The following is a 12778-nucleotide window of genomic DNA, read 5'->3' as shown; positions in this document are numbered from 1 at the left end:
GGGCCGTCGCCGGGTCCGGCGACACCTCCAGCCTGGCAGCCCCGGCGGACACGATCTGTCCGCGACCGGATCTAGGCTGGTGTCATGACCGACACCGAACCGCTCGGCCGGTGCCTGCGCCTCCTGGGCATCCTGCAGGCACGTGCGGCCATCGGCGCGCAGGACCTCGCCCGCCGGCTGGGCGTGACGACGCGGACCGTCCGCCGGGACGTCGAGCGCCTGCGCGCCCTCGGCTACCGCATCGACTCCGCTGCCGGCTCCGGCGGCGGATACCGCCTGGCCTCCGGCCCGCAGACGCCGATGCTGGTGCTCGAGCCCGATGAGGCCGAGGCAGTGGCGCTCGCGCTGGCCCAGGCCGCGGACTCGGGCCTGTCGGGCATGGATGAGCCGGCGCTGAGCGCCCTGCTGAAGATCCGGCGGACCATGCCGCCGGAGCTCGCCGCGCGCGCCGAGCGCATCCATCGCAGCACCGCCGTGGCGCAGGCCGACGGGGATCCGCCCTCCTATGCGGATGTCGCGCTGCTGGCCGAAGCCGCCGCCACCGGCCGGAGCGTGCGCTTCAGGCATCACGGCAGAGAGGGAGCGGACCAGGAGCGGCGGGTGGACCCCTATCGCGTGGTGGTCTTCGCCAGGCGCTGGTATCTGTTCGGCTGGTGCCTGCTGCGCCAGGACTGGCGGACGTTCCGGATCGACCGGATCACCGGACTGCACGTCACCACGTTCCCGGTGGGCGAGCGGCCGGTGCCCGATCCGGTGGCGCGGGTGCGCGAGGCGGTGCTGCGAGCGCCCTACCCGGTGCTGGCCCGCGTCGTCGTCGCGGCCTCCCCCGGGCGGCTCCGCGAGCTCATCCCGCCGAACGCGGCGCAGGTGGAGCCATGGGAGGCGGACGGCACCGGGGACCACGCGCTCGTCACGACCGGCGCCGAGGACGCCTCGCTCCTCGCTCTTCACCTGGCCCGGCTGGGCCTGCCGATGCAGGTGATCGACCCGCCGGAACTGCTCGGCGAGCTGCAGCGCCTCGGCGAGCAGCTGCGCGGCACCGGCATGGCCTGAGCGCCCGGACCGGGCTTAGGGCGCGATCAGCTCTTCTGCTTCTCGCCGATCTGCTTGATGACGGTCTCAGCCACCTCGCGCATGGTGAGCCGGCGGTCCATGGAGGTCTTCTGGATCCAGCGGAACGCCTCCGGCTCGGTCAGTCCCATGGAGGAGATGAGCAGGCTCTTGGCGCGGTCCACGAGCTTGCGGGTCTCGAACCGCTCCTGGAGGTCCGTCACCTCGGCCTCCAGCGCGGAGATCTCCGTGTGGCGGGACAGCGCGATCTCCAGCGCCGGCACCAGGTCATTGGCGGTGAAGGGCTTCACCACATAGGCCATCGCACCGGCGTCCCTGGCGCGCTCGACGAGTTCCCGCTGGGAGAACGCGGTCAGCAGCACCACCGGGGCGATCCGCGCCGAGGTGATCCGCTCGGCGGCCGAGATGCCGTCGAGCACGGGCATCTTGATGTCCATCACCACCAGGTCCGGGCGCAGCTCCTCCGCCAGGCGGATGGCCGACTCGCCGTCGGCTGCCTCGCCCACGACGTCGTAGCCAACCTCGCGCAGCATCTCCACGATGTCCAGGCGGATGACCGCCTCGTCCTCGGCGACGACGACCCGGCGGACGGGACGCCCCGCCGTAAGCGTCTCTTCGCCGTTCTGATTCTCTTCGCTCACGCGCACCATCCTAGTAGTCCCGTCACCGCTGTCCTCCCAGCCGGTTTGGCGCCGGCCGGTCCGTCAAGGATATGCTTGGCCCCAGTCATCCTGTGAGCCGGATTGGCGGAATTGGCAGACGCGGTGCACTCAAAATGCATTGTCGAAAGACGTAAGGGTTCGAGTCCCTTATCCGGCACCAGACCCTCGTACGGCCCTCATGCCAGCCGGCCGGTCTCCGGCAGATATCCCCTGGTCGCCTCATCGGCGTCCGAATCGTCTCGATAGGCCGGCGCCGCACCCTTGATGGCATCGCCGAGCCGGTGCACCCGCAGGGCGTTCGTCGAGCCGACGATGCCCGGAGGGGACCCCGCCACGATCACCACGAGCTCGCCCTCCTGAGCGCGGCCCTCCCCCAGCAGCACGGTGTCCACCTGGCGTGCCATCTGGTCGGTGTGCTTGACCGTGTCCACCAGATAGGTCTCCACGCCCCAGGTGAGGGCCAGCTGATTCCGGACGTCCTCCTCGGGCGTGAAGGCCAGCTGCGTCTCCTTGGCGCGGAGCCTGGACATCCGGCGCACGGAGTCGCCGGACTGGCTGAACGTGCACAGCAGGCTGATGTCGAGCTGCTGCGCGACGCGCAGCGCCGCCGCCGTGATGGCTCCGCCGCGGGTGTGCGGCTGGGTGCCGAGCGGCGGGATCCGGTCCATGCCATGCTCTTCGGTGGACTCGATGATGCGGGCCATGGTCCGGACCGCCTCCACCGGGTACTCGCCGACCGAGGTCTCCCCGGAGAGCATCAGCGCATCGGCGCCGTCGAGGACCGCGTTGGCGCAGTCACTCGCCTCGGCGCGGGTGGGCCGGGGGTTGGAGATCATCGACTCCAGCATCTGGGTGGCGACGATGACCGGCTTCGCCTGCCGGCGGCACAGCTCGACGGCGCGCTTCTGCACGATCGGCACCTGCTCCAGCGGGAGCTCGACGCCGAGGTCGCCGCGGGCGACCATGATGCCGTTGAAGGCGTCGACGATGGCCCGGAGGTTCTCCACCGCCTGCGGCTTCTCCAGTTTGGCGATGACGGGGACCCGGCGGTCCTCCTCCGCCATGATCTCGCGGACGCGGTCCACATCGGAGGCGTCCCGGACGAAGGAGAGCGCCACCCAGTCGAAGCCCATCTTCAGGCCCCAGCGCAGGTCCCGCTCGTCCTTCTCCGACAGCGCCGGCACGGTCACCGCGACGCCGGGCAGGTTCAGGCCCTTGTGGTTCGACAGGGTGCCGGGCACCTCCACCGTGCAGACCACGTCGGTGTCGGTGACCTCGATGGCGCGCAGGCGCACCCGCCCGTCGTCCAGCAGCAGGGGGTCGCCGACGTTGACGTCCTGGGGCAGCAGCCGGTGCGTGGTGCCGACCTCCTCGGGCCCGCCGGGAACGTCGCGCGTGGTGATGGTGAAGGTCTGGCCCTCGGACAGCTCCACCGGCCCGGAGGCGAAGGTGCCCAGCCGGATCTTCGGTCCCTGCAGGTCCAGCAGCACGCCCACGGCCCTGCCGGTGTCGGCGGCGGCCTGGCGCACCCAGCGGTAGGCGCGCTCATGCGCCTCGTAGTCACCGTGGCTGAGGTTGAAGCGGGCCACGTTCAGGCCCTCATCGATCAGCGCGCGGATGTCGTCGTAGCTTTTCTGGGCGGGGCCGAGCGTGGCGACGATCTTCGCTTTCCTCATGGCTTCATCCTATCCGGGTTCGAAGGACCTGGGGCGGCCACTCGACTTAGTTGTCCGTACTTTTGGGGCGATCCTCCGTAGGACTGTCATCGCCGACGGAGTCCGGCTCGGCAGTCCCCGGCTCATCGGTCCCCGGATCATCGGTCCCCGGCTCGGGCCGGTCAGCGGCCCCGGCCGTTGTCTCCGGCACGATCCGGATGTTCGAGGTCATCGCACCGTGCGCGCCGAAGCGGTGCTCCGGATCGTCCTCGCGCTCGGGATCCTCCGGCGGCGACGCCTCCAGGGAGGACTTCTCGGCGGTCTGCTCGCCGTCGGGAGATCCAGTCGCCGGCTCCTGGGAGGCGGCATCCGCCTCGGTGGCGGCGGCATCGGACGGGGCATCAGATGAGGCCTCGGACGCGGCATCGCCGGACGGGACATCGCCGGACGCGGCATCGCCGGCCGTCTCCCGGCCCGGCAGGTAGATCTCGTCGCCGGCGCCCCGGTGCTTGCGCCAGGACAGCGCGAAGACCACTGCGGCCGCGAGGAACACCAGGATGGACACCCACACATTGAGGCGCACGCCCAGGATCAGCTCGGCGGTGTCGATCCGCAGCGCCTCGATCCACACCCGGCCGAGGGTGTAGTAGCAGATGTAGAGCAGGAACACCTGACCGTGCGCGAGCTTGAGCCGGCGATGCAGCCAGATCAGCAGCAGCGCGCCGGCGACGTTCCACAGTGACTCGTACAGGAACGTCGGGTGGAAGACGGTGCCCTCGGGCACCCCGGCCGGCCAGTTGGGGTGGGTGTAGTCGATCTGCAGGCCCCACGGCAGCGTGGTGGGCGCGCCGAAGAGCTCCTGGTTGAACCAGTTGCCCCAGCGTCCGATCGCCTGCGCCAGGATGAGGCCCGGCGCGGCAGCGTCCAGGAAGGCGCCGATGCTGATCTTGTGCCGTCTCGCCGCCCACCAGGCCGCCAGCGCGCCCAGCACCACGGCGCCCCAGATGCCCAGGCCGCCGTTCCAGACGTACAGCACGGCCATCGGATCGCCGTCCGCGCCGAAGTACGGCCGCGGCGTGGAGATGACGTGGTACAGCCGGCCGCCGATGATGCCCGCCGGGATCGCCCACATGGCGATCACCCAGAGATCGTCCTCGCTGCCGCCCCGGGCCTGCCAGCGCCGGTTGGTCAGCCACAGCGCGGCGATGATCCCCAGGATGAGGCACAGCGCATAGGCGTGGATCGTGATGGGCCCGAGCGAGAAGCCGCTCCAGCCGGGTGAGGGGATCATGCCGTCGCCTTTCCGCGTACGCCCGCCGCGAGGGCGCCGGCGAGTTCCTCCACCGCTTCCACGCCGCCTTCGCCGAGCGCGCGCACGAGCGCCGAGCCGACGATCACGCCATCGGCGTATCCGGCGACCTCGGCCGCCTGGGCCGGGGTGGAGACGCCCAGGCCGACGCAGACGTTCTGCGCGCCGGCCGCGCGGGTGTCCGCCACCAGCTGCGCGGCGGCCTGGTCCACCTCGGCACGAGCGCCGGTGACGCCCATCGTGGAGGCGGCGTAGACGAAGCCGCGGCTGTGCTCTGCGGTGTAGGCGAGCCGCTCGGGCGTGGAGGAGGGCGCGACCAGGTAGATCCGGTCCAGGCCGTACGCGTCGGAGGCGGCCTCCCATTCGGCGGCCTCGTCGGGGATGAGGTCCGGGGTGATGAGGCCCGATCCCCCGGCGGCGGCCAGATCGCGGGCGAACCGCTCGACGCCGTACTGGTAGACGATGTTCCAGTAGCTCATCACCACCGCCCGGGCGCCGGCGTCGGCGACGGCCTCCACCATCGGGAAGAGGTCACGGGTGCGCACGCCCTCGGCCAGGGCCGTGGTGCCGGCGTGCTGGATGATCCCGCCGTCCATGCCCGGATCGGAGTACGGCATGCCGACCTCGACGATGTCCGCGCCACCGCGCACCAGCGCGCGGGCGGCCTCGATCGACGTGGCCACGTCCGGGTAGCCCACCGGCAGGTAGCCGATGAACGCGGCGCGGCCCTCCTGGCGGACCCGGGTGAAGACCTCAGCCGTGCTGTGCGTGCCGCTCACCTGTCTCCGCCTTCCTGACCGTCCAGCAGACCGAACCAGCGCGCCGCGGTGTCCACGTCCTTGTCGCCGCGGCCGGAGAGGCACACGCCGATCACGGCGTCCGGGCCGAGCTCGCGGCTCAGGTCCAGGGCACCGGCCAGCGCGTGGGAGGACTCGATCGCCGGGATGATGCCCTCGGTGCGGCACAGCAACCGGAACGCCTCCATCGCCTGCGCGTCCGTCACCGGACGGTACTCGCCGCGCCCCGAGGTGTGCAGCCAGGCGTGCTCGGGCCCGACGCCCGGGTAGTCCAGGCCCGCGGAGATCGAGTGGCTCTCGATGGTCTGGCCGTCCTCGTCCTGCAGCATGAGCGAGCGGGCGCCGTGCAGCATCCCGGGAGTGCCCCGGGTGATGCTCGCAGCGTGCCGCGGGGTGTCCACGCCCTCGCCGGCGGCTTCGCAGCCGATCAGGCGGACATCGGCGTCCGGGATGAAGGCATGGAACATGCCGATGGCGTTGGAGCCGCCGCCGACACAGGCGACGACGGCGTCCGGCAGCCGGCCCAGCTGCGCCAGGAACTGCTCGCGGGCCTCGACGCCGATGATCCGCTGCAGCTCGCGCACCAGCCCCGGGAAGGGGTGCGGACCGGCGACGGTGCCGAACACGTAGTGCGTGCGGCCGACGCTGGCGACCCAGTCGCGGAACGCCTCGTTGATGGCGTCCTTGAGGGTGCGCGAACCGGACTCGACGCCGATCACCTCGGCGCCGAGAAGCCGCATCCGGGCCACGTTGAGCGCCTGCCGGCGGGTGTCCTCGGCGCCCATGTAGACCGTGCACTCCAGGTCCAGCAGGGCCGCGGCGGTGGCCGTGGCCACGCCGTGCTGCCCGGCACCGGTCTCGGCGATCAGGCGGGTCTTGCCCATGTGCTTGGCCAGCAGTGCCTGCCCCAGCACGTTGTTGATCTTGTGCGAGCCGGTGTGGTTCAGGTCCTCCCGCTTGAGGAAGATCCGGGCCCCGCCGGCCGCCTGCGCGAACCTCGGCGCCTCGCTCAGCAGGCTCGGCCGCCCGGTGTACTCGCGGTGCAGTCGCCTGAGCTCCTCCGTGTAGGAGGGGTTCTTGAGCGCCTTGGCGAAGGCGTCCTCGATCTCGTCCAGGGCGGCGATGAGCGCCTCCGGGACGAAACGGCCGCCGAACTGCCCGAAATAGGGCCCGGCGTTGCGGCTCTCCACATCGAAGAGCTCGGCATCGGTCATGGTGATCCTGTCTTCTTCGCGAACGGGCTTCCGGCCGCCTCGCGGCCAGCCTGGGTGAACTGCGCGAGAGCGCGCTCCGGCTCGCCGTCGGTGACGAGTGCCTCGCCGACCAGCACCAGGTCCGCGCCGTCGGCGGCGTAGGCGGCCACATCGGCGGCCGAGGCCACACCCGATTCGGCGACGAGCCTGGGCTGCGGGATGCCCGCGGCGGCGGCCCGGTCCCGGATGTAGGGGGCCAGCCGGCCGAAGGCCGAGGTATCGACCTGGAGGGTCTTCAGATCCCGGGTGTTGACGCCCAGCAGCGACGGGGACAGCGCTAGGGCCCGGTCGGCCTCCTGCTCGGTGTGCACCTCCACCAGCGGGGTCATGCCGAGCTCGGTGATCAGGCCGTACAGCCGGGCGAGGACCTCGTCGTCGAGGGCGGCGACGATCAGCAGCACGAGATCCGCGCCGTGGGCGCGGGCCTCGAACACCTGGTACTCGCTGACGATGAAGTCCTTGCGCAGCAGCGGGGCCGCCACGCGCGCCCGGACGGCGTCGAGGTCGGCCAGCGAGCCGCGGAAGCGCCGCTGCTCGGTGAGCACGCTGATCGCGGCGGCGCCGCCGGCCTCATAGGAGGCGGCGAGTTCCGCGGGATCGGGGATCTCCGCCAGCTCGCCCTTGGACGGCGAGGACCGCTTGACCTCAGCGATCAGGCCGAAGCCGGCAGCGGGAAGCGGCCGGGCGGCCGGGGCGGCGTCTGCGTGCCGGATCAGCTCCGTCAGGCGCAGCGCCGCCTCCCGCGCCGCGAGGTCCTCCCGGACCCCGGCCACGATGGAGTCGAGCACCGTCATCGCGTGCTACAGCGTGCGGTGGCGGCCCTTGCCGGCCCGCCGCAGGAGGTAGCCGACCACCAGGCCCACGGCAGCGACGCCGAAGCCCGCGAAGAACACCGGCCAGGAGTCGAGGATATTGCCGATCAGCGAGATGATGCCACCGAAGAGCATGATGAAGACGCCGGTCCAGGCGGCCACGGTGTTGCCGTGCCCGGGGTCCGCGATCGCCTCGTAGTCGATCTTGTCCTTATCGAGGTCGGTGGCGGGCTGACTGGACGATGCTGACATGTCACTCCTTCTTGGCCTTGGCAGGTCGTGTCTTCTTCTAGGGACCATTCTCGCATGAGACGCCTCGCGCGCGCTCACGGACCGGTGGGGTCCTCCCCGCGGCTGAGGGCGTCCCACGAGTCCACCGCGTCATCGGCGCCGGTGCGGTCCGTGCCGCCCCCGCCGACGCCGGAATCCCCGTCCTTGCCGCGGGACTTCTGCCGTTCGAAGCGCCGTCCCGCACTCGACCAGGCGCGGCCGCCGACCGCCGCCAGCACGGCGAAGACGATGAGCAGCGCCGCGGCTGCCATGCCCAGCCAGGGCCAGGCGGTCAACTGAGCGGACTCGGCGGTGCGGATCAGCCCGGTGGCCTCGCTCAGGGCGCTGCCCCCGACGGCCCGCGGTTCCCGGATCACCTGGAGGGCCGAGGCGATGTAGCCGATCCCGGCGAGCACCAGGACGATGCTGGCGGCCCAGCGGCCGATCCGGCCGGCAAGGCTCAGGAACAGCGCGGCGGCACCGGCGGTGGCCGCCATCGCGGTGAGGACTGGCTGGGCGTCGGCGCCGCTGATGGCCGCCCCCTCCCCCGCCAGCTGGGCATGCACCCAGGTCTGGGACGCGGCGAGATAGAGCGCCGCCGCGATAAGCAGCAGGGCGGTGACGGTCAGGCCTTTGGGGACGGCGGGCCCCTTGGCGGCGGAGGTCATGACGGCTCCGGCGGGCGCAGGGTCGCGGCGGCCCGGGCGGCGCGCAGCACCGCCGCCGCCTTGTTCTCCGACTCCTGGATCTCCAGCTCCGGCACCGAGTCGGCGACGATGCCGCCGCCGGCCTGCACCGTCATCCGCCCGTCCTTGAGCACGCCGGTGCGGATGGCGATGGCCAGGTCGAGGTCCCCGGAGAACGAGAGGTAGCCCACGACGCCGCCGTAGATGCCCCGGCCGACCGGCTCGAGCTCGTCGATCAGCTGCAGGGCCCGTGGCTTGGGCGCACCGGAGAGGGTGCCTGCCGGGAACGTCGCCTTGAGCACGTCGATCCCGGTCACGCCGCGCGCCAGCCGGCCGGTCACGGTCGAGGACAGATGCATGATGTGGCTGAAGCGCTCGATCTCCATGAACTCCACGACGTCGACCGTGCCGGGCACGCTGACCTTGGCCAGGTCGTTGCGGGCCAGATCGACGAGCATCAGATGCTCGGCCCGCTCCTTCGGATCGTCCAGCAGCTCCTTCGCCAGCAGCGCATCGTCCTCCGGGTGGGCGCCGCGGGGCCGGGAGCCGGCGATCGGGTGGGTGTAGACCTCGTTCTCCTTGACGGTGACGAGGGCCTCCGGGGATGAGCCGATGACGGCGAACCCGGTTTCCTCCGTGCCCTGCAGGTTCAGCAGGTACATATAGGGACTCGGATTGGTCCGGCGCAGGGCCCGGTAGACCTCCAGCGGCGCGGCCTCGCAGGCGGTGGTGAACCGCTGGGCGAGCACCACCTGGAAGGCCTCGCCGTCGACGATCGCCCGCTTCGCGGCATGGATCGCCTCCGTGTAATCCGCCCGCTCGGAATAGTGCTGCACCTCGGGCACCGCGCTGAAGTCCCCGGCGACCACCGTGGCCGGGGCCGGGGCGAGCAGCGCGCGGGTCATCCGGTCCAGCCGGGCGGCGGCATCGGCGTGCGCGGCGTCCACCCGCTCGGCCGAGCCGTCCATGTTGATGGCGTTGGCGACCAGCACGACCTCGGCGGTGTAGTGGTCGTAGATGGCCAGGTCGCCCGGGATCATGAGCGCCAGCTCGGGCACGCCGAGCTCGTCGTCGGCGCCCGGGCCCAGCTTCTCCCAGCGGCGCACCGCGTCCCAGCCGATGTAGCCCACCAGCCCGCAGGCCAGCGGCGGCAGGTCCCCGTGGAGGCCGCCCAGCGGGCTGGCCAGCTGCCGCAGCACGCTCTCCGCGGTCGCCAGCGGGTCCCCGTCCACGGGCAGGCCGGCCGGCGGGGTGCCCAGCCAGTGCGTCTGGCCCTCGCGTTCGCTCAGGGTGGCCACGGCCGAGGCGCCGATGAAGGAGTACCGGGCCCAGGCGCCGCCCTGCGCGGACTCCAGCAGGAAGGTGCCGGGCCGGGCCGAACCGTCGGCATCCAGCGCCAGCTTTCGGTACAGGCCGACGGGGGTCTCGCCGTCGGCGATCAGGCGCCGGGTGACGGGGATGACCCGTGTGCCGCGCGCCAGGACCCGGAACTCGGCCAGGCCCGGGCTGATGGCGGCATGGTCCCGGCTGTGCGGTGCGGCGCTCACGTGCTCGGCTCCTGGAGAGATGTCTCGGCCGGCAGCTCCCGGCCGGTGAAGCAGGTGCGGGTGCCGGTGTGGCATGCCGGGCCGATCTGCTCGACCCGCACCAGCAGGGCGTCGCCGTCGCAGTCCAGGCTGACCCCGCGCACGTACTGCACATGACCGGAGGTGTCGCCCTTGCGCCAGTACTCCTGCCGGGACCGGGACCAGTAGGTGGCCCGCCCGGTGGTCAGGGTGCGCCGCAGCGCCTCGTCGTCCATCCAGCCCAGCATGAGCACCTCGCCGGTGTCGTGCTGCTGGACGATGGCCGCGACGAGCCCGTCGCCGGTGCGCCTCAGGCGGGCGGCGATGTCCGGATCGAGCGCAGGGGCGTTCACCGCACGCTCACCCCTTCCGCACGCAGGGCGTCCTTGACCTCGGCGATGGTGACCTCGCCGAAGTGGAAGATCCCAGCGGCCAGGAGTGCATCCGCCCCGGCCTTGACCGCCGGCGGGAAGTGCTCGGGCCGTCCCGCGCCGCCGGAGCCGATCAGCGGCACCGTGACGGCGGCACGGACCGCGGCGATCATCTCCAGATCGAATCCCGCCTTGGTGCCGTCGGCATCGATGCTGTTGAGCAGGATCTCCCCCGCGCCGAGGGCTTGCGCCCGGCTGGCCCAATCGACCGCGTCGATGCCGGTGCCGCGGCGGCCGCCGTGCGTGGTGACCTCGTAGCCGCTGGGCGTCTGCGCCTCGCCGGGCAGGCAGCGGCGGGCGTCCAGGGAGAGGACGAGCACCTGGTTGCCGAAGCGCTCGGCGATCTCGCGGATGAGCTCGGGCCGCGCGACGGCCGCCGTGTTGATGCTGACCTTGTCCGCGCCGGCGCGCAGCAACCGGTCCACATGCGCGACCTCGCGCACGCCGCCGCCGACGGTCAGCGGGATGAATACCTGCTCGGCGGTGGCGGAGACGACGTCGAAGACGGTGTCGCGCTCCGAGCTGGAGGCGGTCACGTCCAGGAAGGTGAGCTCGTCGGCGCCGGCGGCGTCATAGGCGCGGGCCAGCTCCAGGGGGTCGCCGGCGTCCCGCAGCCCGGTGAACTTCACGCCCTTGACCACCCGGCCGGCGTCGACGTCCAGGCAGGGGATGATGCGCACTGCCAGGCTCATGCACTCTCCTTGTGAATTGCGTCGCTGCGAAGGCTGTGAAGGCGGCGCGCTCGCGCGCGTCCTAGAGCCCCAGCCGGCGATACTTGGCCAGCCGCCCATGATAGCGGACCGTGGCCGGCTGGCGCATGAGGCGGATCACCTCGTACTCCAGCCAGTGCCCCACCCGGCGGCTGAACTCCACCGGCTCGTCGGCGGCGTCGCCCTCCCCGCCCGGGTGCTCCTCGATGATGTGATCGACGATCCCGGCGTCCTTCAGGTCCATCGCCTTGACCCCCTGCCGGCGGGCCAGCTCGGGAGCGTGGTCCGTGTCGCGGTGCACGATGGCCGAGGCGCCCTCGGGCGGCAGCGGGGAGAGCCAGCCGTTCTCGGCGCTGAGGACCACATCGGCGGGGATCAGGGCCAGCGCCCCGCCGCCGGAGCCCTCACCGAGGATGAGGGAGACGGTGGGCGCGTTGATCGTGACCAGATCGGAGAGCGAGCGCGCGATCTCCCCGGCCAGCCCGCCCTCCTCGGCTTCCTTCGACAGCGCCGCGCCGGGCGTGTCGATCACGGTGACCAGCGGCAGTCCCAGCTCGCTTGCCAGCCGCATGCCGCGGCGGCCCTCGCGCAGCGCGGCCGGGCCCATCGGATGGTGCCGGGCCTGCGAGCGGCGGTCCTGGCCGAGCACGATGCAGGGGGCGTCGCCGAAGCGCGCCAGGGCGAGCAGCAGGCCCGGGTCCTTCTCCCCCTGGCCGGTGCCGTTGAGCGGGAGCACATCGCGCGCGGCGTGGCGCAGCAGTTCCCGCACCCCGGGCCGTTCGGCCTTGCGGGAACGCTGGATGGCCTCCCAGGCGTCCTGGTCCGCCACCGGGCGGTAGTCGGGCCGGACCGGGAGGGAGGGAAGCTCGCGGGCGCCCAGGAGCACATTGAGCGCCCGGTCCACGATGGCCGGGATCCGCTCCGGCGGGATGACCGCGTCGATCAGCCCCCTGCGGTGCAGGTTCTCCCCCGTCTGGACGTTCTCGGGGAAGCTCGAGTGGTACAGCGCCTCATAGACGCGCGGGCCCAGGAAGCCGATCAGCGCACCCGGCTCGGCCACCGTCAGGTGCCCCTGCGATCCCCAGGAGGCGAACACGCCACCGGTGGTCGGATGCCGCAGGTACACCAGGAAGGGCAGGCCCGCCTCGCGGTGCGCGGCGACGGCCGCGGAGATCTTGACCATCGACAGGAACGCCGTGGTGCCCTCCTGCATCCGGGTACCGCCGGAGGCCGTGCCGGCCAGCAGTGGCAGGCCCTCGACGGTGGCCCGTTCGATCGCCTGCACCAGGCGCTCGGCCGCGGCGACGCCGATGGAACCGGCCAGGAACTTGAACTCGCAGGCGACAACCGCCACCCGGCGCCCCTTCACGGTGCCCTCGCCGGTGAGCACGGCCTCGTCGACGCCGCTGCTCTCCCGGGCCCGGGCCAGGTCCGCCGCGTATGCCTCGTCGATGCCGGCCGCCGGCACCACGGGCTCGGTGTCCCAGGAACGCCAGGAGCCCTCGTCGACGACGATCTCGATCAGTTCGCGGGCGTTGAGCCGTTTCACCTTACGGT

Annotated in this window: 13 protein-coding genes and 1 tRNA gene; 2 read left to right on the top strand and 12 right to left on the bottom strand. The window is 72.1% G+C overall.

Translation table 11 applies throughout. From position 1 onward, the window contains the following. Positions 1 to 84: 84 nt before the first annotated feature. Positions 85 to 1053, top strand: a complete 969-nt coding sequence (locus tag IEW13_RS10560) for a helix-turn-helix transcriptional regulator (protein ID WP_188550872.1) — start codon at positions 85 to 87, stop codon at positions 1051 to 1053. A gap of 26 nt (positions 1054 to 1079) precedes the next feature. Here the strand turns inward: IEW13_RS10560 and IEW13_RS10555 are convergent, their stop codons facing one another. Next, positions 1080 to 1721 carry an ANTAR domain-containing response regulator gene (locus IEW13_RS10555; RefSeq protein WP_188550871.1) on the bottom strand — a complete coding sequence of 214 codons (642 nt, stop codon included), beginning with the start codon at positions 1719 to 1721 and terminating at the stop codon, positions 1080 to 1082. 87 nt (positions 1722 to 1808) lie between these two features. Between IEW13_RS10555 and IEW13_RS10550 the strand changes: the two genes are divergently transcribed. Continuing rightward, positions 1809 to 1893: transfer RNA gene (locus tag IEW13_RS10550), tRNA-Leu, on the top strand. Between the two features lie 16 nt (positions 1894 to 1909). On the opposite strand, the gene pyk is transcribed toward IEW13_RS10550, so the two are convergent. The 11 genes from pyk to IEW13_RS10495 all read right to left on the bottom strand — a co-directional run bounded on the left by pyk (position 1910) and on the right by IEW13_RS10495 (position 12770). Next, entirely contained in the window at positions 1910 to 3409 is a 1500-nt protein-coding gene (pyk, locus tag IEW13_RS10545) for a pyruvate kinase (RefSeq protein WP_188550870.1), read from the bottom strand. Positions 3410 to 3455: 46 nt separating this feature from the next. Further along, positions 3456 to 4679, bottom strand: a complete 1224-nt coding sequence (gene lgt, locus IEW13_RS10540) for a prolipoprotein diacylglyceryl transferase (RefSeq protein WP_188550869.1) — start codon at positions 4677 to 4679, stop codon at positions 3456 to 3458. Continuing rightward, the gene (gene trpA / locus IEW13_RS10535) at positions 4676 to 5476 is read right to left on the bottom strand and encodes a tryptophan synthase subunit alpha (RefSeq protein ID WP_188550868.1); all 801 of its coding nucleotides are present in this window, start codon (positions 5474 to 5476) and stop codon (positions 4676 to 4678) included. The genes lgt and trpA overlap by 4 nt, the downstream gene beginning before the upstream one ends. Next, positions 5473 to 6708 (bottom strand): tryptophan synthase subunit beta, encoded by a 1236-nt coding sequence (gene trpB, locus IEW13_RS10530; protein ID WP_188550867.1) that lies wholly within the window; start codon positions 6706 to 6708, stop codon positions 5473 to 5475. The genes trpA and trpB overlap by 4 nt, the downstream gene beginning before the upstream one ends. Further along, positions 6705 to 7541: an indole-3-glycerol phosphate synthase TrpC gene (gene trpC / locus IEW13_RS10525; protein WP_188550866.1), complete on the bottom strand. Its 837-nt coding sequence runs from the start codon at positions 7539 to 7541 to the stop codon at positions 6705 to 6707. The genes trpB and trpC overlap by 4 nt, the downstream gene beginning before the upstream one ends. Before the next feature lie 6 nt (positions 7542 to 7547). After that, positions 7548 to 7811: an HGxxPAAW family protein gene (locus tag IEW13_RS10520; protein WP_188550865.1), complete on the bottom strand. Its 264-nt coding sequence runs from the start codon at positions 7809 to 7811 to the stop codon at positions 7548 to 7550. Between the two features lie 74 nt (positions 7812 to 7885). Further along, positions 7886 to 8497, bottom strand: a complete 612-nt coding sequence (locus IEW13_RS10515; protein ID WP_188550864.1) for a Trp biosynthesis-associated membrane protein — start codon at positions 8495 to 8497, stop codon at positions 7886 to 7888. Further along, a complete protein-coding gene (locus tag IEW13_RS10510; protein ID WP_229745077.1) occupies positions 8494 to 10062 on the bottom strand; it encodes an anthranilate synthase component I in 1569 nt (522 codons plus the stop codon). The genes IEW13_RS10515 and IEW13_RS10510 overlap by 4 nt, the downstream gene beginning before the upstream one ends. Beyond that, the gene (hisI, locus tag IEW13_RS10505) at positions 10059 to 10433 is read right to left on the bottom strand and encodes a phosphoribosyl-AMP cyclohydrolase (protein WP_188550862.1); all 375 of its coding nucleotides are present in this window, start codon (positions 10431 to 10433) and stop codon (positions 10059 to 10061) included. Before hisI ends, IEW13_RS10510 begins: the two co-directional genes overlap by 4 nt. Continuing rightward, complete coding sequence (hisF, locus tag IEW13_RS10500) at positions 10430 to 11203, bottom strand: imidazole glycerol phosphate synthase subunit HisF (protein ID WP_188550861.1); 774 nt, start codon at positions 11201 to 11203, stop codon at positions 10430 to 10432. Before hisF ends, hisI begins: the two co-directional genes overlap by 4 nt. Before the next feature lie 61 nt (positions 11204 to 11264). Continuing rightward, positions 11265 to 12770, bottom strand: a complete 1506-nt coding sequence (locus tag IEW13_RS10495) for a carboxyl transferase domain-containing protein (RefSeq protein ID WP_188550860.1) — start codon at positions 12768 to 12770, stop codon at positions 11265 to 11267. Positions 12771 to 12778: the final 8 nt, after the last annotated feature.

It is taken from the genome of Sediminivirga luteola, from assembly GCF_014639315.1.
Classification (GTDB): Bacteria; Actinomycetota; Actinomycetes; order Actinomycetales; family Brevibacteriaceae; genus Sediminivirga; species Sediminivirga luteola.
The sequence above is the reverse complement of the archived record's forward strand: the minus strand, read 5'-3'. Positions and strand labels throughout refer to the sequence as shown.

Excerpts from the sequence above, each read along its gene's own strand:
- IEW13_RS10560 (WP_188550872.1), top strand. The coding sequence starts at position 85 with ATGACCGACACCGAACCGCTCGGCCGGTGCCTGCGCCTCCTGGGCATC.
- IEW13_RS10555 (WP_188550871.1), bottom strand. The coding sequence starts at position 1,721 with ATGGTGCGCGTGAGCGAAGAGAATCAGAACGGCGAAGAGACGCTTACG.
- pyk (WP_188550870.1), bottom strand. The coding sequence starts at position 3,409 with ATGAGGAAAGCGAAGATCGTCGCCACGCTCGGCCCCGCCCAGAAAAGC.
- lgt (WP_188550869.1), bottom strand. The coding sequence starts at position 4,679 with ATGATCCCCTCACCCGGCTGGAGCGGCTTCTCGCTCGGGCCCATCACG.
- trpB (WP_188550867.1), bottom strand. The coding sequence starts at position 6,708 with ATGACCGATGCCGAGCTCTTCGATGTGGAGAGCCGCAACGCCGGGCCC.
- trpC (WP_188550866.1), bottom strand. The coding sequence starts at position 7,541 with ATGACGGTGCTCGACTCCATCGTGGCCGGGGTCCGGGAGGACCTCGCG.
- IEW13_RS10520 (WP_188550865.1), bottom strand. The coding sequence starts at position 7,811 with ATGTCAGCATCGTCCAGTCAGCCCGCCACCGACCTCGATAAGGACAAG.
- IEW13_RS10515 (WP_188550864.1), bottom strand. The coding sequence starts at position 8,497 with ATGACCTCCGCCGCCAAGGGGCCCGCCGTCCCCAAAGGCCTGACCGTC.
- hisF (WP_188550861.1), bottom strand. The coding sequence starts at position 11,203 with ATGAGCCTGGCAGTGCGCATCATCCCCTGCCTGGACGTCGACGCCGGC.